This is a genomic window from Micromonospora sp. CPCC 205561, from assembly GCF_036906775.1.
In the GTDB taxonomy this organism is placed as follows: Bacteria; Actinomycetota; Actinomycetes; order Mycobacteriales; family Micromonosporaceae; genus Micromonospora.
Genome location: NZ_JBAKHV010000077.1, coordinates 1 through 21,487, shown reverse-complemented (window position 1 = coordinate 21,487; position 21,487 = coordinate 1). Strand labels below are relative to the sequence as shown.

17 protein-coding genes and 1 pseudogene are annotated in these 21,487 nt (G+C 74.7%); 4 read left to right on the top strand and 14 right to left on the bottom strand.

Translation table 11 applies throughout. From position 1 onward, the window contains the following. Positions 1-814 (bottom strand): annotated as a pseudogene (locus V6V16_RS25885) (hypothetical protein); the annotation flags it as partial. Between the two features lie 176 nt (positions 815-990). On the opposite strand from V6V16_RS25885, the gene V6V16_RS25880 reads away from it, so the two are divergent. Beyond that, a complete protein-coding gene (locus tag V6V16_RS25880) occupies positions 991-1,779 on the top strand; it encodes a class I SAM-dependent methyltransferase (protein ID WP_334566167.1) in 789 nt (262 codons plus the stop codon). A gap of 82 nt (positions 1,780-1,861) precedes the next feature. Here V6V16_RS25880 and V6V16_RS25875 read toward each other — a convergent pair whose 3' ends face one another. The 13 genes from V6V16_RS25875 to htpG all read right to left on the bottom strand — a co-directional run bounded on the left by V6V16_RS25875 (position 1,862) and on the right by htpG (position 17,370). Beyond that, positions 1,862-3,040, bottom strand: a complete 1,179-nt coding sequence (locus V6V16_RS25875; protein ID WP_334566165.1) for a peptidoglycan DD-metalloendopeptidase family protein — start codon at positions 3,038-3,040, stop codon at positions 1,862-1,864. A gap of 256 nt (positions 3,041-3,296) precedes the next feature. Next, positions 3,297-4,226, bottom strand: coding sequence for a diacylglycerol/lipid kinase family protein (locus tag V6V16_RS25870; protein ID WP_334566163.1), 930 nt, complete (start codon positions 4,224-4,226; stop codon positions 3,297-3,299). A gap of 51 nt (positions 4,227-4,277) precedes the next feature. Further along, the gene (locus tag V6V16_RS25865; RefSeq protein ID WP_334566162.1) at positions 4,278-5,093 is read right to left on the bottom strand and encodes a methyltransferase; all 816 of its coding nucleotides are present in this window, start codon (positions 5,091-5,093) and stop codon (positions 4,278-4,280) included. Next, positions 5,074-5,898 (bottom strand): ABC transporter ATP-binding protein, encoded by an 825-nt coding sequence (locus tag V6V16_RS25860; protein WP_334566161.1) that lies wholly within the window; start codon positions 5,896-5,898, stop codon positions 5,074-5,076. The genes V6V16_RS25865 and V6V16_RS25860 overlap by 20 nt, the downstream gene beginning before the upstream one ends. Next, positions 5,898-6,641, bottom strand: coding sequence for an ABC transporter ATP-binding protein (locus V6V16_RS25855; RefSeq protein ID WP_334566160.1), 744 nt, complete (start codon positions 6,639-6,641; stop codon positions 5,898-5,900). Before V6V16_RS25855 ends, V6V16_RS25860 begins: the two co-directional genes overlap by 1 nt. After that, positions 6,638-7,657: a branched-chain amino acid ABC transporter permease gene (locus V6V16_RS25850; RefSeq protein ID WP_334566159.1), complete on the bottom strand. Its 1,020-nt coding sequence runs from the start codon at positions 7,655-7,657 to the stop codon at positions 6,638-6,640. Before V6V16_RS25850 ends, V6V16_RS25855 begins: the two co-directional genes overlap by 4 nt. Continuing rightward, positions 7,654-8,547, bottom strand: a complete 894-nt coding sequence (locus V6V16_RS25845; RefSeq protein ID WP_334566157.1) for a branched-chain amino acid ABC transporter permease — start codon at positions 8,545-8,547, stop codon at positions 7,654-7,656. The genes V6V16_RS25850 and V6V16_RS25845 overlap by 4 nt, the downstream gene beginning before the upstream one ends. Next, complete coding sequence (locus tag V6V16_RS25840; protein ID WP_334566155.1) at positions 8,544-9,737, bottom strand: ABC transporter substrate-binding protein; 1,194 nt, start codon at positions 9,735-9,737, stop codon at positions 8,544-8,546. Before V6V16_RS25840 ends, V6V16_RS25845 begins: the two co-directional genes overlap by 4 nt. 44 nt (positions 9,738-9,781) lie before the next feature. Beyond that, positions 9,782-10,186, bottom strand: coding sequence for a roadblock/LC7 domain-containing protein (locus V6V16_RS25835; RefSeq protein ID WP_121398599.1), 405 nt, complete (start codon positions 10,184-10,186; stop codon positions 9,782-9,784). 17 nt (positions 10,187-10,203) lie between these two features. Next, positions 10,204-12,591, bottom strand: coding sequence for a sensor histidine kinase (locus tag V6V16_RS25830; RefSeq protein ID WP_334566149.1), 2,388 nt, complete (start codon positions 12,589-12,591; stop codon positions 10,204-10,206). A gap of 254 nt (positions 12,592-12,845) precedes the next feature. After that, a complete protein-coding gene (locus V6V16_RS25825; protein WP_334566148.1) occupies positions 12,846-13,319 on the bottom strand; it encodes a helix-turn-helix transcriptional regulator in 474 nt (157 codons plus the stop codon). Positions 13,320-13,606: 287 nt separating this feature from the next. Beyond that, entirely contained in the window at positions 13,607-14,875 is a 1,269-nt protein-coding gene (locus V6V16_RS25820) for a cytochrome P450 (protein WP_334566147.1), read from the bottom strand. A 566-nt stretch (positions 14,876-15,441) separates the two neighbouring features. Further along, positions 15,442-17,370 (bottom strand): molecular chaperone HtpG, encoded by a 1,929-nt coding sequence (gene htpG, locus V6V16_RS25815; protein WP_334566146.1) that lies wholly within the window; start codon positions 17,368-17,370, stop codon positions 15,442-15,444. Positions 17,371-17,558: 188 nt separating this feature from the next. On the opposite strand from htpG, the gene V6V16_RS25810 reads away from it, so the two are divergent. From V6V16_RS25810 to V6V16_RS25800, 3 genes are all read left to right on the top strand, one after another. Continuing rightward, positions 17,559-17,918: a hypothetical protein gene (locus tag V6V16_RS25810; protein ID WP_334566144.1), complete on the top strand. Its 360-nt coding sequence runs from the start codon at positions 17,559-17,561 to the stop codon at positions 17,916-17,918. Next, positions 17,905-18,939 carry a T3SS (YopN, CesT) and YbjN peptide-binding chaperone 1 gene (locus tag V6V16_RS27965; protein WP_442934156.1) on the top strand — a complete coding sequence of 345 codons (1,035 nt, stop codon included), beginning with the start codon at positions 17,905-17,907 and terminating at the stop codon, positions 18,937-18,939. The genes V6V16_RS25810 and V6V16_RS27965 overlap by 14 nt, the downstream gene beginning before the upstream one ends. Positions 18,940-19,110: 171 nt before the next feature. Further along, a partial coding sequence (locus V6V16_RS25800) for a response regulator (RefSeq protein WP_334566142.1) occupies positions 19,111-21,487 on the top strand: 2,377 nt, incomplete at its 3' end.

Genomic DNA, 21,487 nt, shown 5'->3' with positions numbered 1-21,487 from the left:
CGACCCCGTTCACCGACCTGCTGCCGCCACCGGAACAGATGTGGCGGGAGGACTCGGCCACCGCGGCGACGGCGGCGGCGGCGAGGGCCAGCCGGCGCTCGGAGCGCAGCCCCGTGGACGGGGCCTGGTCCGGCTCGACCGGCGGCGGTGGCACCGGCCGGGCCCGCCGGTGCGCGGCCAGCAGGGCGTCGAGCTGCCGGCCGACCGAGCCGCGTTCGCCGGTGGCGGCCGCGAAGGCGAGGGTGAGGTAGAAGCGGAAGTTCACGGCCGCGGCGGCCGGCACCCGCAGCCCGGCGGGTCGCCGCCCGTCGCGCGTGTGCAGCAGGGTGAGCGGGACGGCGCGATGGTGGGCGGGCCCCGCCAGGTCCCCGTACCGCCACTCGCGCCGCTCCCGCCCCGAGGAGAAGGCGATCCGCCGGTTGGTCACGACGGCCATCCCCGTGCCGACGACCCGCACGCCGCCCGGCAGCGCACGACCGGAGACCTCCGCGGTGACGACTGTCAGGCCCGGACCGGACGGCTGCGTGCCGCGCCGCCCGTCGGACTCCACGAGTTCCGCGACCGGCAGCACCCGGTAGACGACCTCGTCGTCGTGGAGTTCCACCGGCAGGCCGGCACGCGGCCGCGTACAGCCGAGAAAGCCGGCGGCCTCGATCCGCAGCCGGACCAGGTGGTCGTCGCGGCGCTGCCAGGCCTCGGCCGCCGCGTCGTGCGCGTACCGCCGCCGGGCGTTCTCCCGCTCCGCCCACCTGACCCGCCACGCGGGCGTCGGCGACGCCGGGAGCGCCGTGCTGGAGGGTGATGATGACGTCACACCCGACACAACCGCCGACCGGCCACACAGGAAACTGCCAGCGGTCGACACTTCCGGTTGTTGCCGGTAGGGGTGGTTCTGCCGGCGTCGGGGTGGCCTCCGACCGGGCGGGCGGCGGCTCGCTGCCCTGAGCAGAATCGCTCGCCCTCGGCGCCGGGTTGCCGGAGGCTGGCGGCATGGGAACGGGCTTCGGCGGTGAGGTGGCCACCTACTACGCGCGGCACCGGCGCGGGTACCCGTCGGAGGTGCTCGACGCCGTCGTGGCGGCCTTCGGTCTCGGCGGCGACGACACGGTGCTCGACCTCGGCTGCGGCACCGGCCAACTCAGCCTGCCGCTCGCCGCCCGGGTGGGGGCGGTCGTCGGGGTGGACCCGGAGCCGGACATGCTGGCACTGGCCCGCCGGGCCGCCCTCGACGCGGGGGTGTCCCGCACCGCGTGGATGCTCGGCGCGGACAGCGACCTGCCCGTGCTGGGCCGGCTGCTGGGCGGGCGGGCGCTCGGCGCGCTGACCGTCGCCGTCGCGATCCACTTCATGGACCGCGAGGCGCTGTTCCGGGCCGCCCGGCCGCTGCTGCGCCCCGGTGGCGGGATCGCCGTGGTCACCAACGGCGCGCCGCTGTGGTTGCAGGACGCCGAGTGGTCCCACGCGCTGCGCGGCTGCCTGGAGCGGCTGCTCGGGCACCCCGTCACGGCGGCGTGCCAGACCGACGAGGCGGGCCGCCGACGCAACCGGGACGCCCTCGTCGCCGCCGGCTACCGGGTGGTGGAGTCGTCCGTCGAGTACACCGCGCCCCTCACCGTCGACGACATGGTCGGCGGCGTCTTCTCGGCGATGTCGCCCGAGCTGCTGCCCGACCCGCGGGGTCGGGCAGTGTTCGGCGCCGAGGTCCGCGCCGCGCTCCGCGGGCGGGACGCCGTCACCGAACGGGTCGGCGTCCGGCTCCAGTTCGGCCTGCCCGGCTGAGCCGCCCGAGGTCCGGTACCCACGCCCACGGGGCCCCCGCCGGTTGGCGGAGGCCCCGGGTTCGAAGCGCGGTCGGCGCCGTTCAGCACCAGCCGTTGATCGGACCGTTCACCCCGGTCCACAGGTAGGCGTCGGAGACCCAGCTGCCGTCGCTGAGCCGGTTCCACAGCGCGGTGGTCCCGTACCGCCCGGTGTGCGAGGTGCCGTTGGCCGAGCAGGAGACGGTGACCGTGGCTCCGTCGCCCACGGAGCCCAGCGCGCCGTAACCGCTGCCGGGGCCGGAGCGGCGGGTCAGCGTGCCGCCGCCGTTGGCGTCGACGACCGCCTGGTTGAAGCCGAGCGCGCCGTAGTTGTAGAGCCCGCCGCCGGCGCCGACCCAGGCCGAGCCGTGCCGCGCGCCGCCCTGGTAGGCCGACGCCCCGTTGGCGAACTCCCACTTGCCGAGGCCGTGGCCCGCGATGGAGACGTACGCGCTGTTCTGCCGCAGCCCGAAGTGGACGTGCCGGCCGGACGCCGCGCCGCCGCAGGTGACGTCGGTGCCCGTGTAGCCGAGGTACGCGCCCTGGCCGACGGCGGTGCCGTTGGCCGAGATGTTGCTCCACAGGTGGTAGTAGTCGGTGGAGTAGCCCCGGTCGTGGATCACCCGGATCCAACCCGTGCACATCGTGTACGCGGTGCCGGCCCGCGCCGCCCGTACCACCTGGTCGCCGCCGGCCAGGTCGATCGAGCTGTACGGCGCCTCGTAGCCGCCCCAGCCGTGCGGGCCGCTGGTCATCGTCCAGGTCTGGCCGACCGCGAACGGCAGGGCCATCCCGGTCCGGTAGTCGCCGCCGGCCTGCATCGTGCTCGGGGTGCGGGCGAAGACCGCCTTCTCCTGCTTGTTCACCAGGGGCGACTCGGCGGCCAGCTCGCTGAACCCGGCCTCCCCGTCGAAGTTCACCCGCCAGGTGCCGGCCTCGGCGCGGGCGATGAAGACCGCGCCGGTCGGGTGGATGTCCTCCTCGTGGGAGGTGACGGTGACGGCGGTGCCGAAGGCCCACCCGCCGGCCCTGCGGGTGACGGTGACGCGGGTGTCGGACTCGTCGGCGTGGTCCGCCGTCGCGGCCCTGGCCTGCCCGAGCAGCTTGGCGGTTACGGCGTCCTCGACGTTGACCCGGACCGGATCCGGGGCGGGCGCGGCGTGCGCGGCAGTGCCCGCCACCAGGAGTTCCGTCGCCAGCAGGGCCGTGGCGATGCCGGCCCATCGTCTGATCTGCACCATTGACGACCTCTTTCACATCGAAGGACATCGCTAAGTTGTGCTGACGATAGACAGAACGCAGAAGATTGTCTACATGTTGACCGGCCGGACATGAAGATATGTTTCGTCATCCGCGCGGGCGGGCGGACGACGGCGCCGGGACCGCGCGCGGCGCCCCGCCCGCCGGCCGGCAAGCTCGGCTACGCCCACGTGGTTCGAGGCCGCCCGGCCGCGCTGGACGAGCTGACGCGGGCGCCGGCGTCGGGCAGCCGGGCGGTCAGCGCGGCGGGGGGCAGCAGAGCGTCAGCGCACCCGGCACCACCCGCACCTTGAGCTTCGTGGTCTCGCCGCGGGCGCCGCCGTCCAGCTCGTACGTGCGGGGCACGGCGAGCCGGACCCTGATCTTGCGGGCCCGGGTGATCCGCACGAACGGCGACTGCTCGGAACGGCCGGCGGCCATCCGGCCGAGGGTGCGCGCCCACTCCACGGCGCCGTCGGCGGTGGAGACGCCGACCTCCAGGCAGCCGTCGTCCGGGCGGGCGTCGTCGAACGCCGGGATGCCGCCGGTGATCGTGCCGACGTTGCCGAAGAGCACGCAGCTCGCCTCGCCGTCGAACCAGTCCGTGCCGTCGACCGTGATCCGGGTGCGGACCAGCTCGCCGCGCACGTGGCGCAGCCCCGTCCACATGTAGGCCAGGCGGCCGAGCCGTCCCTTGAGCCGGCGGTCGGCCTCGCGGATCAGGTCGCCGTCGAAACCGGCGCCGGCCATCACGGCGAAGTGCTCGCCGTTGATCCTGCCCAGGTCGAGGGCGCGACGCCGGCCGTGCAGGCCGATACGCACGGCCTCGGCGAGGTCCTCCGGGATGCCGAGGTTGGCGGCGAAGAGGTTGGCCGTGCCGGCCGGCACGATCGCCATGGCGGTGCCGGAGCCGGCGAGGGCGTCGGCACAGCGCTGCACCATGCCGTCGCCGCCCCACACGAAGACCAGCTCGGCGCCCTCGCGCAGCGCCTTGCGGACCTTCTTCGGCGCCTTGCGGCTCTTCGGCACCTCGTACCAGAGAAGGCGCTCGACCCCGGCGCCGGCGAGCTCGGCGCGCAGGGCGTCGAGGCCGCCGCCGAGAGTCTTCTTCCGGTGCGCGACGACCGCGACCGTACCCACCTCGGCGGCGGACGCCGGCTCGGCGCCCGCCGCGCTGCTCGTCCTCATGGCCGCCGGGATTACCCAACCGGCGCGGTTTCCACGCCCGAGAGGGAGAGGTCAGTCACCGGCCCCGGCCGGCCGCCGGCCCCGGGTCGACACGAACTGGTACGACATGACGGCGAAGCCGGGGTGACGCAGGAGCTTGCGGAACGCCTCCAGCTGCCCGGGCGACACCCCCGCCTCGATCAGCTCCGGCTCCAGCTGCCGGGAGTTCGTCTCGTACAGCGACGCCCCGACGGAGCCCCCGGGCCAGCTCCGCGAGTGGGTGACCGTGTCGACCTCGACCAGCCCCGCCGACACGAGGTGCGCGTGCACGTCCTGCGCCCAGGCCAGGTCCGCGCCGTGGCTCTGCAGGACGCCGAGCATCGCGTCCGTCACCTGGGTGAAGAGCTTCGCCGCGTCGTCGCTCGGCGCGGTCAGCACGCGCAGCGGGGCCGTGCAGTCGAACTCCTCGACCACCAGCCATCCGCCCGGGGCCAGCGCGCCGGCCAGCGAGGCCAGCACGCGCCGCCGCTCCGGCAGGTGCAGCAGCACCAGCCGGGCGTGGATCAGGTCGAAGGAGTCCCCGGGCGGCGGTTCGTTACGCACGTCGTGCCGGCGTACGTCGAGGCTGGCCGAGGTGGTGAGCTGTGCCGTGTCGATGTCGGTCGCCAGCACGCGCCCCGCCGGGCCGACGGCCTCGGCCATGTGCCGGGCCACCGAGCCGCCGCCGGCGCCGATCTCCCAGCACACGCCGCCCGCGGCGAGCACCGGAGGGGCCATCCGGGCCGCCGTGATCGGATCCAGGAACGACTCCAGCGCCCGCAGCTGGGGCACGGCCTCCGGGGAGCCGTTGTCGAAGGTGTACTCGGTGTCACGGATGTCTGTCGGCATCGTCGCCCAATCCTGTCGAAGATGGTCGGTTCAGGTACCCGGTGTCGGCCCGCAGCCCCGTCCTTGGTCGGGAGGGCCGCGGCTGCGCGATCGCGGCGACGCTGAGCATCGCCGCCAGCCGGTCCGGCTCGGCGCGGGCCTCCTCCGCCGGCCGGTCGTAGACCACCCGGCCGTACTCGAGCACCGCGATCCGGTCCGCGAGCTCGATGGCGTGCTGGAGCTGCTGCTCGACCAGCAGCACGGTCATTCCGGTCCCGGCGAGGACGCAGACGAGCTCGCGGACCCGGGCCGCCAGGTCCGGCGCGAGCCCCTCGCACGGCTCGTCGAGCAGCAGCACCCGGGGCTGGCCGAGCAGGGCCCGGGCGATCGCCAGCATCTGCTGCTCGCCGCCGGAGAGCTGGTCCCCCCGGTGCCGCAGCCGGGTCGCCAGCCGGGGCAGCAGCTCCAGGATCCGCGCGACCGTCCAGCCCTCGCCGCCGGGCGTCGCGGCCCGCCACGGCGCCGCCGCGAGGACCAGGTGCTCGGCCACGGTCAGCCGGGAGAAGACCCGCCGGCCCTGCGGGACGAGGCCGACCCCGCACCGGGCGATCCGGTGCGGCTGCCTGCCGGCGACCTGCACGCCGCCGACCTCGATCCGCCCGCCGTACGGGCGCACCAGGCCGGCGACGGCGTGCACGAGGGTGCTCTTGCCGGCGCCGTTGCGGCCCACCACCGCCTGCACGGTGCCGGCCGCCACGTCGAGGGTGACCTCGTGCAGCACGATCCCGCCGGCGTAACCGGCACTGAGCCGTTCCGTACGCAGCATCACGACACCCCTTCCGCGTAGGCCTGCCGCACCCGGTCGGAGGCGCGGATCTCGGCCGGCGTCCCGGTGGCGACCGTCCGGCCGTCCCGCAGCACGGTCACCTGGTCGCAGAGCGCGTAGACCAGGTCCAGCCGGTGCTCGACCAGCAGTACCGCCACGGCGCGCGGCAGGGCCCGCAGGAACTCCACCAGCCGGCCGACCTCGACGGCGGACAGCCCGGCGGCCGGCTCGTCGAGCAGGAGCAGGCGCGGGCGGCCGGCCAGGGCCATCGCGATCTCCAGCTGTCGGCGCTGCCCGTGGGCGAGCTGGCCGGCGGGGATGCCGCCGAGGTCGTCCAGGCCCACCCGCTCCAGCCACGCGCCCGCCGTGCGCTCGGCCGCGCTGCGCCTCGCGCCCGGCCGCCACCGGCCGGGCCGCAGCGCGTGCGGCAGCGCGGCGACCACCACGTTCTGGGTCGCGGTCAGCGTCGAGAAGACGGCGGGCCGTTGGTGTATCCGGCCGATGCCCCGCCGGGCCCGGGCGGCCGGGCCGAGCCGGGTGACGTCCCGGCCGGCGAGGCAGACCCGGCCGCCGCCCGCCGGGGTCGCCCCGCCGAGCACGTCGAGCAGGGTGCTCTTGCCGGCGCCGTTGGGCCCGATCAGGGCGTGCCGCTGACCGTGGTCGATCCGCAGGTCGACCCCGTCCAGGGCGGCCAGTGACCCGTACCGGACCGTGACGCCGTGGGCGGAGAGCAGCGGCGTCACGCCCGGGCTCCCGTCGGCGACGGCCGCTCCGCGGCGGGATCGGCGGGGCGCGGCGGCCGCCCCGGCAGCAGCCGGCCCCGCACGCCCGGCGGCCGGTGGGCGTCGCCGGGCAGCAGGTAGACGGTGACGACGAACGCCACCCCCAGCACCAGGGGCGCGTGCCCGGGCAGCACACCGAAGAGCCAGTCCCGGGCGGCGATCACGACCGCCGTGCCCACGAGGGCGCCGCCGACCGACGCGACGCCGCCGACCACCACCCCGAGCAGCAGCAGCGCGGAGGTGTCGAAGCCGAAGTCGGCCGGCGAGACGAACTGCTGGGCGACCACGAGCAGGGAACCCGCGGCGCCCGCCACCGCCCCCGCGGCGACGTGGGCCGCCGCCACGTGCGCCGCCACCCGGTGGCCGCTGGCCCGCAGCCGCGCCTCGTCGTCCCGGCCGGCCCGCAGCAGCAGGCCGACCCGGGTGCGCAGGATCAGCAGCACCGCGCCGACCAGCACGGCCACGACCACCAGGGCGTAGAGGTAGCGGGCCCGGTCGGTGGCGAGCACCGGCAGCCCCCACAGGGGCCGCACCGGCGGCACCCCGGCCAGCCCGTCCGTGCCGCCGGTCACCGAGCGCCACCGGCCGACGACGGTCACCGCCAGCTCGCCGACCGCCAGCGTGATCATCAGGACGATCACGCCCCGCGCGGCCACCACGAGCGGGACCGTCGCCGCCGCCAGCGCCGCCCCGGCCGCCGCCGCGACCGCCAGGTGCACCACCCCCACGTCGGAGAGCCGGCTGCCGACGACGGCACTGGCGTACGCGCCCGCCGCGTAGGGCGCGGTCTGCCCGAGGGTGGGCAGCCCCGCGACCCCGGTGAGCAGCGCGACGCTCACCCCCACCAGGCCCAGCGCGAGGGTGCGGGCGAGCAGCGCCACCGTGTAGTCGTCGACCGCCCAGGGCGCCAGCAGCAGGCCGGCCAGGACGAGGACGGCGACACCGCGCCGCAGCGCGCGCACCGCCTCGTCCCTCACGACGCTCTCCGGGCCGTGGCCAGGCCCCGCGCCCGCACCGCGAGGACGGCGGCCATGGCGGCGAAGAGCAGGAACGGGGCGGCCGACGGGGCGAGCGCCACCCCGAGGGTCTGGATCTGCCCGACGGCCAGGGCGGCGAGCAGCGTGCCGGTCATCGACCCGAGCCCGCCGAGGACGACGACCACCAGCGACAGCAGCAGCACCCCGTCGGCGGTGTCCGGCCCGGGCCCGATGATCGGCGCGCCGAGCACGCCCGCGGCGCCGGCCAGCGCGCCGGCCACGGCGAGCACCCCGACGCGGATCCACGCCGGGTTCACCCCGAGCACCGCCACCATCTCGGCGTCGTCAACGGCCGCGCGGACCAGCATCCCGGCCCGGGTGCGCCGCACGGCGAGGTGTAGCAGGCCGGCGAGCACGGCGGCGACGACGATGAAGACCAGCCGGTACGCGGCGTAGCGGTGCCCGGCGACGGCCACCGACCCGTCCAGGGCCGCCGGCACCCGCACCGGCGGGTCGTCCGGCCCGAACGCCGCCACGAGCAGGCTGCCCCCCACCAGCGCCAGCCCGAAGGTCAGCAGCGCCTGGGTGAGATGGCTGCGCGCGGCGACCCGGGTGAGCAGCCCGGCGACCAGCGCGCCCGCCGCCGTGGCGGCGACGACCCCCACGGCCAGCGCGAGCAGCAGGCTCGGCCAGCCGCCGTCCATAAGCGCGGCGGCGGTGTATCCCCCGATCGCGTACAGGGTGCCGTGCGCCAGGTTCAGGATGCCGGCGACGCCGAAGCAGAGCACCAGCCCGGCCGCGGCGACGAAGACCAGCAGCCCGTAGGCCACCCCGTCCAGGGCGGGGACCAGGTACGGGTCGATCCGGATGTCGACCGCCACGGCGCTCACCCGCCGACGGTGGCGAGGTCACCCACGACGGTGTTGGACAGCGCCCGGCCGTCCTGGCGCACCTGACGCAGGTACCACTTCTGCACCGGCGCGTGGGTGGTCGGCGAGAACTGCCAGGTGCCGCGCGGGCTGGCGATCTGGCCGAGCTGGCCGATCGCCGCGTTGATGCTCTCCGGGGTCGGGTCGTCGCCGGCCGCCGCGATGGCCCGGTCCAGCACGGCCGCGGCGTCGTAGGAGGCCATGGCGTACGTGGTCGGGGAGCCGTCGTTCTTCGCCTTCCAGGCGGCCACGAAGGCGCGGTTCTCGGCGTTGTCCAGGTCGGGCGAGTAGTTCAGCACGGAGTAGACGTCCCGGGCGGCCTCGCCCTGGGCGTCGAGCACCCCGCCCTCGGTGAGGAATCCGGCGGCGTAGAGCGGGAGGTCCTTGATCTCCGACTGCGCGTACTGCTTGACGAAGTCGACGGCCGCGCTGCCCGCGTAGAACGTGTAGACGGCGTCCGCGCCGGAGGCCTTGATCCGGGCGAAGTACGGGGTGAAGTTGGTGGTCGTCGGGAACGGGGTGAAGGTGGTCTTGCCGTCGTCGTTGGCGAGCTTTCCGCCCTCCTTGACGAAGGCGTCGGTGAAGCCGCGCAGCTCGTCCCAGCCGCCCTGGTAGTCGGGGCCGATGGCGTACACGCTGCCCTTGACGTTGTCGCGCACGTGGCGGGCGATCGCCTCGCCGGGCTCGTCGGAGAGGTACGAGGTGTGCCAGATGCGGGAGACGTCCTTGAGCTCCGGCCGCCCGTTCGAGCCGACGAACGGCACCTTCGTCTCGTTGAGCAGCGGGTAGACCGCCGCCACCGAGCCGCCGCCGACGATCCCGGTCAGCGCGACCACGCGGTCCCGCTTGAGCAGCTTCGTCGCGGCGGGCACCGCGGTCGCGGCGCCGTTGCCCTCGTCGGCGACGACGAGTTCCACCTGCCGGCCGCCGAGCTTGCCGTCGTGGGTGGCCAGGTAGAGCTCGAAGCCGGCGCGGATCTCCTTGCCGACCGCCTGGTAGGTGCCGGAGAGCGACGCCAGCAGGCCGATCTTGATCGGTCCCTTGGCGGCGGTGCCCGATTCGCCGTCGGCGCAGGCGGTGGCGGCGAACATGACGAGCGCGAGCAGGGCCGCGATGCGGGCACGGCTGCGCCGGGGGGTGGTCAGAGACATGTCTTCTCCAGAAGGGATGGGAGTTCCGGCGGGGAGGCCGGAGGTCAGCGGCTGCGGCTCAGGGCCGCCCGCGCCGCCGGGGTCAGCGCGTCGCCGATGCGGTTGGCCAGCTCGGTCATCTCGTAGGAGACCTTGCCGACGTCGCACTGCGGGTCGGCGAGCACGAGCAGGGACGCGCCGTCGTTGAAGGCCATCGAGAACATGAAGCCGCCCTCGAGCTGGGTGACGTTGGAGATCACCGCGCCGGCGTCGAAGAAGGCCGCCGCGCCGCGCAGCAGGCTGACCAGCCCACTGCCCGTCGCCGCCAGCTGGTCGGCCCGGTCGGGCGGCAGACCGCGGGTGGCGGCCACCATCAGGCCGTCGCTGGAGATCGCGATCGCATGGCTGACCTCGGTGGCGCGCTCGGCGAAGGCGTCCAGCAGCCAGCCGAGATCCTGGTGGTCGGTCACGTGCTCTCCCTGTCGGGTCAGTTGTTGATCAGGTGGGACCGGCGGCCCGTGACCCCGCGCGCGTACGCGGCCATCGCGGTGGCCACCTGGGTCGGGTCGCGGTACTCGGAGCGTTGCTGCGGCACCGCCACGCCGCCCGGCACGAGGTGCTGTTGGGGCTGGCGCCGGGGCAGGCCGGAGGAGGTGGTGGCGACGACCTCGGGCGCGCCGGCCCGGGCCGCGGTGCGCCAGGCGTCGTCGGCGGGGCCGGCCCACCCGGTCGCGTCCGGGCCGTCCTCGTGACCGGCCCGGAACCAGTGGTTGACCTCCTCGAAGATGGCGAGTTCCTCGGTGGCCTCGCCGTCCCGCCCGGCCGGTGCCGGTGCCGGGGCCGGGCGGAACACCGGCGCCACCGGCAGCGCGCGCTCCGCCACCGGCCGCCCGGCCCACGGCTGCGGCTCGGTCCGGTAGGGCGGCGGGGGCGGCGTGACGGTGTTCCGGGCCGCGCGCCGGGACGGACGGGTGGGCGTGAGCAGGAACTCCTCCGGGGGCAGGGGCCGGATGATCGACCCCGGGAGCGCCGCCTCGGCGATGGTGCCGCGGCGGGGGCCGGGACGCAGCTGCACGGCCGCGCCCAGCCGGGTGGCGAGTTGTCCCACGACGACGAGGCCCATCGCCCGCACGGCCGCGACGTCGATCGCGGGCGGGCGGGCCAGCAACTCGTTGAGCTGTTGCCGCCGCTGCGGGGAGAGCCCCACGCCCTCGTCGCTGACCTGGACGATCACCCGGTCGCCGAGGCTGCGGCCGGTCACCCACGCCTCCGTGCCCGGCGGGGAGTATCCCGTGGCGTTGTCCATCAGCTCGGCCAGCAGGTGCACGACCTCGTCGACGGATTCGGCCGCGACGGCGACGTCACCGTCGACCAGGCCCAGGCGGATCCTGGCGTAGTGCTCGATCTGGCTCTGCGCGGCCTGGCACACCTGTTGCAGCGGTACGTCGTGCTGGCGCACCCGCCCGACGCCGACCCCGCCGAGCACCAGCAGGCTGGCGTTGATCCGCCCCATCCGGGTGGCCAGGTTGTCCAGCGTGTAGAGCTGGTCGAGGCGCTCGGGATCGGTCTCGTCCCGCTCGACCTTGTCGACCTGCGCCAGCACCGCGTCGACCAGCCGCTGCTCGCGGCGGCTGAGGTGGATGAAGATGTCGGCCGTGTTGGCCCGCATGACCGCCTGCTCGGCCGCGGTACGCACGGCCGCCCGGTGCACGGCGGCGAACGCCTCGCCCACCTCGCCGATCTCGTCGCCGCTGGACGGCTCCAGGGCCTCCGCGGACTGCCGGCGGGCCAGCTCGTCCGGGTCAACCGAGGAGCTGTCCGGGTGCTGGAGCCGGGCCACCACCTGCGGCAGCCGTTCGAACGCGACGGCGTTCGCCGCGTCGCGCAGCCGGCGCAGGCGGCGGGTGATCTGCCGGGCCACCGCCCAGGTGACCAGGGCGGTGAGCAGCAGGGCGAGCACCACGGCGGCCGCCTCGACGGCGGTGCGCCGCCGCTGGTCGGCGTGGGCGGAGCGGATGTCGTCGAGCACCGCCGCGTCCACCCGCTGGCGCAGCTCGGCCAGGCGGACGGCCCACTGCTGGGTCGCGGTCACCCAGGCGCCGATGTCCAGCCGCAGCCGGCTGCCCGCCCGGGTCCGTGACACCTCGTCCTGCATCCGCTGGAGCAGCAGCGCGTCCTCGCCACTGCCCGCCTGTTCCCACCAGCCGCGCCACGCGGGCCGGGCGAGCGCCAGGAAGGAGAGGCTGGACTCGGTGAACCCGGACCCGGCGGCGGTGATGTCCTGTTGCATGGCGGGGGTCAGCTGGTCGGCCGCGACGGCGCGCAGCACGGCGACCTGCTGCTGACCGGCGGCCTCGGCCACCCTGGACAGCGCCGCCGAGGCCCGCATGCCGTCCGCGATGCGGGCGTTGACCGCCCCGAGGGTGACGCTCTCGCGCAGGCTGAGCAGGTCGGCGATGGCGATCCGGTAGCTGAACGTCATCGCCGACACCGAGGCGTGCGCCGCCGTGCGCACCTGCGCGCGCAGCGGCGGCAGGCCGTCGAGTGCCAGGTCGATCCGCTGTAGCGCGGTCCGGCTCGCGGTGGGCCCGGAGGGCACCCGCGCCCGCTGCTGACGGTAGCGGGCGACGGCGTGGTCGGTGTTCCCGGTGGCCTCGGCGAAGGCTTCCTGCTGCTCCGCCCCGCCCCGGCTCAGCAGGTCGGCGGCGAGGACGCGCTCGCGTTGCAGGCGGTGGGCGAGGTCGCCCGCCTCGGCGCCGAGGTGTGCCAGGACGCCGAGCTCGCTGGCGCGGGTCGTCTGGCGGGCGCTCTCGGTCAGCGTGAGGCCGGCGAACCCCATCACGGCGACCAACGGGGCCGCGACGATGAGACGCATCCGGGTGGCAATCTTCCAACCGCGGCGGCCGGTCGGGTAGGGTCGGGCCGCGTGGGATCTGGTGCTCGACGCCAAGACTGACTCCCCGCGACTCATCTAAGACGGCCAATGCGCACCTTGCCGTTTGCACGTCTCATTCCGCCGGAACCCGCGCCCGCAGACCACCCCTGACGGTGGTACAAACGGCTCGTACCAGCATCTGTACCCGGCGTGGACGACGGCGGCCCGACCCGAGCGTCCCGGCGCGGCGCAGGTCAGGAGCGCCCGGGGCGCCCGCCCGGCGGATCCGGTGGGGCGTCCGTCTCGGGTTGGCCGCCGAGCACCTGTCCGATGAGCTCCCGCAGCTCGTCGATCGCCGCCACGACCGCCTCCGGATCGCGCGCGTCCCGCCGGGGGGCCGGCGGCGCGGCGGTCGGCTCGGGGCGCTCCGTCTCGCCGAACCGGGGGCCGCGCCGACCGTCCGCCGCCAGTTGCTCCGCCGCGACCTGCGGCCAGAGGGCCGCCAGGCGCCCGCCGGTGCCGAGCACCTCGTCGCAGCGGACGGCGAACTCCTGGCTGCCGTACCGGCGACCGGACTCCACCGCGGCGACGGTCTCGCGGCTGAACCGCACCCGTTCCGCCAGTGCCCGCTGGGTCAGCCCCTGCCGGGCACGCCAGGTGCGCAACTCTGAGCGGAACCGGTGGATGGCACCGGAGCCGGTGGCACCTGGCGGGGGCGTGCGATCCATGTGTTCACCTTCACGACGCCGACGACCGGCATCGGCGTCAATAGACGATGGGCGATGACTGGGTATTCGCAGGGGACAATTCTTAACCCACAACCCGACGGGTGTGAAGACACGACTCCAGAAAGTAGTCGCACCGGCCGGCGGTGTGGCCTTCCGGGGGGAGTCCGCCGCCGTGGCCGTCAGCCCGGCTGCGGGCGGGCGCGCGGGCGCGTCGGCCCGCCCGCAGCGCGTACGCCCCGGGCCGGGCGCCCGCCCGGCGGAGACGGATCGCCGCCCGGCGTCGCCGCTCAGCCGGCGAGCGCCGCCGCCCCGCCGGGCGGCACCGTCGCGCCGATGACCACCGGCAGGCCCAGATGCGCCCGGAAGGCGACGTTGGCCTTGTACGAACGGCGGTGCCCGTCCGCCAGGCGCAGGTCGGGAATCGCCTGGGCGAGCCGGGTCAGCGCCATCCGCGCCTCCAGTCGCGCCAGTGCCGCGCCGACACAGAAATGCGCTCCGTGCCCGAACGAGAGGTGTCCCTCGGCGTCGCGCCGGTGCGGATCGAATTGCTCCGGACGCTCGAAGACCGCCGGATCGCGATTCGCCGCCCCGATCAGCAGCAGGCAGCGCGCGCCCGCCGGAATGGTGACGCCGTCCAGCGTCACCGGCCGGCGGGTCACCCGCAGCCAGCCGTCGATGGCGGGCGCGAAACGCAGCGTCTCGGTCAGGAACGCCGGTATCAGCCCGGGATCCTCGCCGAGTTCCCGCCACCGCCGCGGGCTCGACAGCGCCCGGTCCAGCGCGTGGGCGAGCAGCCCGGCCGTGGTCTCGTGCCCGGCGACCAGGAGGTTGAACACGATGCTCGCCGCCTCGGCGACCGTGAGCACCTCGTCGTCGCCGTCGCGGTAGGCCAGCAGCTGGCTGACGTAGTCCTCGCCCCGTCGGGCGCCGTCGAGCCGGGCGCGGACCAGCTGCTGGCAGTAGCCCCAGAACTCCAGCAGCCCTCGCGCGAGCCGGACCTGCTCGGCCGGGTCCGGGCATCCCCAGACCAGCGCGATCTGACCGTCCGCCCAGGCCCTGACCCGCCCGACGTCCTCGGCCGGCACCCCGAGGATGTCGAGCAGGACCAGCAGGGGCAGCTCGGTGGTGAACGCGGTGACGAGGTCGGTGGGCCCGCCGGGCCGGGCGACCAGCCGGGACACCAGTTCGTCGACCCGGCGCTGGACGATCGGGCCGTAGCGACGCTCGACCCGGTCGGTGGTGTTGGCGAAGGTCTCCCGCAGGGCCCGCCGGGTGCGCGGGTGCACCGGTGGGTCCGCGGCGGCGGTGGTCGGCGGCGCGTCGATCCGCGCGAGGATCTCCATGGCCTCGGGGCAGACGTCGTAGACCGGGGCGAGGGTCAGCGCGTTGCAGAAGTCCTCGGTGTCACTGAGCGCGCGGCGCACGTCGGCGTATCGGGTGATCAACCACAGCCCCAGGTCGGGGTCGTGGTGCGCCCTGCCGGGTTCGTCGAGAAGCCGTCGCCACACGTGTGCCGGATCGGTGAGATACGCCCCCGCGAACGGATTCAATCGCATGAACACCTCCTGGAGCGCCTTGGCCGCAGTCGAATTTGCCGTACGACTCCCGGGCTCCGGTCATCGCCGAACGCTCTCACGGTGCGCCCTGTGCCGAAGCAAGTCAATATCAGCATTCTTCAATGCGACGATACGCGATTTCACGTCATCGGCGGCGCACGCGCCATGTCTTCCTGCAACTTGCGGAATGTTGTTTGCCCGTCGGCCTCGGCCGTGAACAGGGTAAACGACGCGACCGCACGAACCGGGCACTTCCGCCCGGGCGGCCGCGTGTCCTGACCGGGCGCCGGAAAGACGGGCCACCGCCGGCCGGGTAATACCGACCAACTTTCGCACACCGCGCCGAAAAAGGGGGAACCGCGGCCCGTTCCGCGCATTACGGGAGAAGCATTCGGAGCGGCGGCGGGGCGAGCGCCACACCCCGCTCGGGTCGCCCGGGCGGAGCCGGGCGGCGGCGTACGCGACACGCCGCTCGGACGGCCGGTGCCGGGGCCGTCGGCGGAAGGTCCGGGCGCACGCGGCGGGCCGGCCGGCGAGCATCCGCCGACCGGCCCGCGCGAGGGGCGTCAGAGGGTACGGGCGAGCCGGTCGGCGAGGATGCGGGTGAAGCGGGACGGGTCGGCCAGCTCCCCGCCCTCGGCGAGCAGCGCCAGGCCGTGCAGCAGCTCGGCGGTCTCCTTCAGCGGCTCCTCCGGGCCGCCCTGCTCGTGCGCCTTGCGCAGCCCGGTGACGAGCGGGTGCCCGGGGTTGAGTTCCAGGATCCGCTTGACCGACGGCACCTCGTGACCCATCGCCCGGTACATCTTCTCCAGCGTCGGGGTGATGTCGTGGGCGTCGCCGACGACGCAGGCGGGAGAGGTGGTCAGCCGGGAGGAGAGGCGGACCTCCTTGACGGAGTCGGCGAGTGCGGTGCCCATCCAGGTGAGCAGGTCGGCGAAGTCCCTGCGCTGCTGCTCGCGCTCGGCCTCGGCCTCCTTCTTCTCCTCCTCGGTGTCCAGGTCGACCTGGCCCTTGGCGATGGAGCGCAGGGTCCTGCCGTCGTACTGGCCGACACGCTCGATCCAGACCTCGTCGACCGGGTCGGTGAGCAGCAGCACCTCGTAGCCCTTGGCGCGGAACGCCTCCATGTGCGGCGAGTTCTCGATCATCGTGCGCGAGTCGCCGGTGGCGTAGTAGATGTCGCTCTGCCCGTCCTTCATCCGGCCGACGTAGCCGGCGAGGTCGGTGGGCTCCGCCGGATCGTGGGTGGAGGCGACGGAGAGGATCTCCAGGAGGGTGTCCCGGTTCTCCGCGTCGTCGATCAGGCCCTCCTTGACCGCGGCGCCGAACTCGGTCCAGAAGGTGCGGTAGCGCTCGGCGTGGTTGGCCTTCATGTCCTTGACGGTGGCCAGGATCTTCCTGACCAGGCGGCGGCGGACGACCTGGATCTGCCGGTCCTGCTGAAGGATCTCCCGGGAGATGTTCAGCGACAGGTCGTGCGCGTCGACGACGCCCTTGACGAAGCGCAGGTAGTTCGGCATGAGCGCTTCGCAGTCGTCCATGATGAAGACGCGCTTGACGTAGAGCTGCACGCCGCGGCGGCCCTGCGGGGAGAACAGGTCGAGCGGCGCGTGCGACGGGATGAAGAGCAGCGCCTCGTACTCGAACGTGCCCTCGCCCCGCATGTGCACGATGTCGAGCGGGTCCGCCCAGTCGTGGCTGACGTGCTTGTAGAACTCCTTGTACTCGGCCTCGTCGACCTCGTCGCGGGGCCGGGCCCAGAGCGCCTTCATCGAGTTGAGCGTCTGGGTCTCGGTGCTGGTCTGATCGCCCTCGCCGGGGCGCTCGACGGTCATCCGGATCGGCCAGGCGATGAAGTCCGAGTAGCGCTTGACAATCTCCCGGATCGTCCACTCGGCGGTGTAGTCGTGCAGGTTGTCCTCGTCGTCGGCCGGCTTGAGGTGCAGCGTCACCGAGGTGCCCTGCGGCGCCTGCTCGACCGGCTCGACCGAGTACGTGCCCTCGCCGGCGGACTCCCAGCGGGTGCCGCCGCTCTCCCCCGCCCGGCGGGTCACCAGCTCGACCCGGTCGGCGACCATGAACGCGGCGTAGAAGCCGACGCCGAACTGGCCGATCAGCTCCTGCCGCGCCCCCGTGTCGGAGGACTCGCGCAGCTTGCGCAGCAGCTCCGCGGTCCCGGACTTGGCGATCGTGCCGATCACCTGGACCACCTCGTCGCGGGACATGCCGATGCCGTTGTCCCGGACGGTCAGCGTGCGCGCCGCCTTGTCGACCTCGATCTCGACGTGCAGGTCGGAGGTGTCGACCTCCAGCTCCTTGTCGACCATCGACGCCAGCCGCAGCTTGTCCAGCGCGTCCGACGCGTTCGAGATCAGTTCGCGCAGGAAGACGTCCTTGTTCGAATAGATCGAGTGGACCATCAGCTGGAGCAGCTGACGCGCCTCGGCCTGGAACTCCAACGTCTCGGCCCGGTTGCTCACACCGTGTCCTTTCATCCTCGAAAGCCCACCGAAGGTTCGCGGAAAGGATACGAGCCGCCGCCGACGGCGCGGCGACGGGACGGCCGTACGCGGATGCGTCCGTTGCCCCGACGCCGTACGGTCGGCAGTGGCGTCGACGTGGCCGCCGCGCAGAGTCGAGGGCTGGTGCGCCCGCCGCGGCGGGCGGTCAGTACGGTAGGGATGTGTCTCTATGGATGGCCGCGATGTGGGGACTGGTCGGCAGCGCGGTGGCCGAGGCCCTGAACCTCTCCGGGATGATGCGCCCGAGCACCGGGTCCGGCGGCCGGTGGCAGTGGCCGTGGCGGGACCGGCGGGACGCCCCGATCGTCGTGTTCGCGGTGCTGCTCAGGGCCGCGGCCGGCACCGGGCTCGCCGCCGCCGCGGGAGCGGGGGGCCTGGCCACCACGGCCTTCGCCAGCTTCACCTTCGGGGTCGCGGCGCCCCTGGTGATCGCCAAGATGTTCGACCAGGTGCGGGTGGCCGAGCCACCCACGGAGCCGGGGCCCGACGGCACGAACGGCGAGCACGATGACGGCGCGTGAGAGCCGGCTGGGCAGGTTCGTCTCGGCGTTGGCCGCCCGGCCGGCCAGCACGGCCACGGCCGTTCCCGTGCCGACCCGGACCCGGCTGGCCGCGGCCCTGGCCGCCCGGCCGGTGACCGCCCGCAGCGCCGCCCCCCTCCCCCACCCCGACGGCGGGGACGGCGACGGGGACGGGAAGTTGACCCACCGGGTCAAGACGGTGCTGGCCGGCGTGCTGGGCATCACCACCGACCAGCTGCGCGTCGACGCCGACGGCGATGTCGGCATCCGCGCCGGATCGGCCATGATCTTCGTACGGGCGCAGGACGACCCGCCGCTGGTGGACGTCTTCTCGCCGCTGCTCACCGGCGTCGCCCCGACCGAGTCGCTCTACCGGCGGCTCTCCGACCTGACCAACGGCCTCGTGATCGGGCGCGTCTACTGCACCGGGGACACCGTCTGGGCGTCCATCCCCGTCTTCGGGCAGGATTTCGCGCCCACCCATCTGCTGCTGGCCCTGCGAGCCATGATCGCGCTGGCCGACGATCTCGACGACCAGCTGCGGCGGGAGTTCGGCGGCAGCCGCTTCTTCGGCCCGGAGTCCTCCGGGCTGGTGGCGGTCCCCGACCCGACCGGTTACCTGCGCGACCTGGACCGGGCCGGCGCGAACGGGGCGGGCAGCGTCCTGGTCGACCTGCTGGCCGACCGGGGCCGTACGCAGGAGCTGCGCGTGCGCGCCGAACACGGCGACTGGCACGCAGCCGCCCGCCTCGCCGCGCTGCTCGCCGAGCGGGGCAGCGCCGACGAGGCGGAACGCTACTGGCGGATCGCCACCGAGCAGGGCGACGCGCGGGCCCGCGACGAGCTGGCCGCCCTGCTGGCGGCCCGGGGCCGGCACGACGAGGCGATCGACCTGCTCCGGCAGGCGGTCGACGGCGGGGACCGGCGGCCCCTGGCGATGCTGCTGACGCTGCTCGCCGAACGCGGCCTGGTCGACGAGGCGGTCGCGCTGCTGCGCGGCCGGGCGGCGGGGCGGGACTGACCGCCGGCGGCCGACACCGGTGCGCAGGTGTGGGGGCTCGCGTGGCTGGGTACAGACATCCGCTGGGGTGCCGGCGAACGTGCAGCTGAAGCCGGGTGCCAGGATGTGTGCGTAACGCCAGCAAGGGTCGTCGGGCCCGGAAGCGAGGGCTGCGATGAGGTGCGACCGAGGGTGACGCGACCCACGGGGGACCTGTTCGCCGACGGCGGTGAGACCGGGCGGCTGATGGCGCGCCTGGACTGGTCGGGCACCCCGCTCGGCCCGGTCGACGGCTGGCCGCAGAGCCTGCGCGCCGCCGTGCGGATGGTCCTCTCCTCCCGCTACCCGATGCTGCTGCTCTGGGGCGACCGGTTCACCCAGCTCTACAACGACGCGTACTCGGCGCTGATCGGCGACAAGCACCCCGACGCGCTCGGCGACGACGTCCGGGTCACCCTGGCCGAGGGCTGGGACGTGCTCGCCCCCCTGATCGGCGAGGCGACGACCACCGGGGTCGCCAGCTGGGTACCGGCCCTGCGACTGCTGCTGGCGCGGGCCGGCTACCGCGAGGAGGCGTACTTCAGCGTCTCACACGCGCCGGCCCGGGACGACGAGGGACGCACGGTGGGGGTGCTCACCGTGTGCAGCGAGGTCACCGACCAGGTCGTCGGCGAGCGCCGGCTGCGCCTGCTGCGTGACCTGGCCGTACGCGACGGCGGCGGAACCCTCGACGTCGAGAGCACCTGTGCCCGGCTCGTCGACGCCATCGGCGCCCACCCGCTGGACGTGCCGTTCGCGGCGATCTACCTCGCCGACGGCCCGCTGCTGCGCCGCACCGCCTGCGTCGGCGGCGAGCCGGTGGCCGGCGCCCTGCCGGTCCGGCTGCCGGTGTCCGGGGCGCACGAGTGGGGGCTGGCGGCGGCCGCCGCCGGCAGGACGACCGAGGTGCCCGGCGTCGAGCGGCGGCTGGTCCTGCCCGCCGGGCCGTGGGGCGACCCGGTCGGCAGGGCCCTGGCCCTGCCGCTGCCCTCGGCGGAGGCCGACCAGCCGCTCGGGGTGCTGCTGGTCGGGGTCAGCCCCAGCAGAGGGCTGGACGACGCCTACCGGTCGTTCTTCGCGCTGCTGGCCCAGCAGGTGGCCGTCGCCGTACGCAACGCGCGCACGTACGAGGAGGAGCGGCGCCGGGCCGAGGCGCTCGCCGAGCTGGACCGGGTCAAGACCAGCTTCTTCACCAACGTCAGCCACGAGTTCCGTACCCCGCTGACGCTGATGCTCGGCCCGCTGGCGGACGCGCTCAACGACCACGAGCATCCCCTGCCGGCGGCCCAGCGCGAGCGCGTCGACACCGCCTGGCGCAACGCCACCCGGCTGCTCACCCTCGTCAACAGCCTGCTCACCTTCTCCAGCCTGGAGGCCGGACGGGGGCACAGCGACGCACGCGAGGTCGACCTGGCGGGGCTCACCGCCGAGCTGGCCAGCGTCTTCCGGGCGGCCGTCGAACGCGCCGGGTTGCGGCTGGAGGTCGACTGCCCGCCGCTGGCGCGTCCGGTCGCCGTCGACCCGGTCAACTGGGAACGCATCGTCACCAACCTGCTGTCGAACGCCCTGAAGTACACGTTCGTCGGGCGGATCCGGGTGGGCCTGGGCGCCGACGAGGAGGAGGTGCGGCTCACCGTCGCCGACACCGGCATCGGCATCGCGGAGGAGGAACTGCCCCGGCTCTTCGAACGCTTCCACCGGGTGCAGGGCGCCCGCTCGCGCAGCCACGAGGGCACCGGCATCGGGCTCGCCCTGGTTCGGGAGCTGGCCCGCCTGGAGGGCGGCGACGTGCGGGTGACGAGCCGGGTCGGGACGGGGACGACGTTCACGGTGGCGCTGCCCTGGGCCGCCGTGGGTCGCGCCCCCGGGCCGGTGGCCGAGGTGGACGGGGTGGGCTGCGCGGTCCGGGTCGCCGCCCAGGAGGCGATCGGCTGGCTGGCCGACCCGGCGCAGGCGGCGGCGTCCGCACCGGCCGGGCCACCGGTGCCGGCGTACGGCGCGGCGAACGCGCTGCGCGACGCGCGGATCCTGGTCGCCGACGACAACGCCGACATGCGTGCCTACCTGGCCCGGCTGCTGGTCGGACAGGGCTGCCGGGTGCGGACGGTGGGTGACGGCCGGCAGGCCCTGGAGGAGATCCACCGCGAGCGGCCCGACCTGGTGCTCACCGACGTGATGATGCCCGACATCGACGGCTTCGAACTGGTCCGCCGGCTACGCGGGCACGCCGACACCCGAGGGCTGCCGGTGGTGGTGCTCTCCGCCCGTGCCGGCGGGGACGCCAGCGTGGAGGGGCTCGACCTGGGCGCCGACGACTATGTCGTCAAACCCTTCGCCGCGACCGAGCTGATCGCCCGGGTCCGGGCGGCGCTGAGCGGCGGCTCCCGCGCCCGGGGGCGCCGCCCGGGCGGCCCGGACGCGAACGGCTCCGACTCGCCGGGCCCGGCCGCGCGCGACAGCGACGCGGGCGACACCGACCCGCGCGGACCCGACGCGGGCGGCCGCTGCGACGCGACCGCCGGCGCGGTCC

What these genes read in the sequence shown, in the direction of transcription:
- V6V16_RS25880 (WP_334566167.1), top strand. Translation starts at nt 991, where the DNA reads ATGGGAACGGGCTTCGGCGGTGAGGTGGCCACCTACTACGCGCGGCAC.
- V6V16_RS25875 (WP_334566165.1), bottom strand. Translation starts at nt 3,040, where the DNA reads ATGGTGCAGATCAGACGATGGGCCGGCATCGCCACGGCCCTGCTGGCG.
- V6V16_RS25870 (WP_334566163.1), bottom strand. Translation starts at nt 4,226, where the DNA reads ATGAGGACGAGCAGCGCGGCGGGCGCCGAGCCGGCGTCCGCCGCCGAG.
- V6V16_RS25865 (WP_334566162.1), bottom strand. Translation starts at nt 5,093, where the DNA reads ATGCCGACAGACATCCGTGACACCGAGTACACCTTCGACAACGGCTCC.
- V6V16_RS25860 (WP_334566161.1), bottom strand. Translation starts at nt 5,898, where the DNA reads ATGCTGCGTACGGAACGGCTCAGTGCCGGTTACGCCGGCGGGATCGTG.
- V6V16_RS25840 (WP_334566155.1), bottom strand. Translation starts at nt 9,737, where the DNA reads ATGTCTCTGACCACCCCCCGGCGCAGCCGTGCCCGCATCGCGGCCCTG.
- V6V16_RS25830 (WP_334566149.1), bottom strand. Translation starts at nt 12,591, where the DNA reads ATGCGTCTCATCGTCGCGGCCCCGTTGGTCGCCGTGATGGGGTTCGCC.
- V6V16_RS25825 (WP_334566148.1), bottom strand. Translation starts at nt 13,319, where the DNA reads ATGGATCGCACGCCCCCGCCAGGTGCCACCGGCTCCGGTGCCATCCAC.
- V6V16_RS25820 (WP_334566147.1), bottom strand. Translation starts at nt 14,875, where the DNA reads ATGCGATTGAATCCGTTCGCGGGGGCGTATCTCACCGATCCGGCACAC.
- htpG (WP_334566146.1), bottom strand. Translation starts at nt 17,370, where the DNA reads ATGAAAGGACACGGTGTGAGCAACCGGGCCGAGACGTTGGAGTTCCAG.
- V6V16_RS27965 (WP_442934156.1), top strand. Translation starts at nt 17,905, where the DNA reads ATGACGGCGCGTGAGAGCCGGCTGGGCAGGTTCGTCTCGGCGTTGGCC.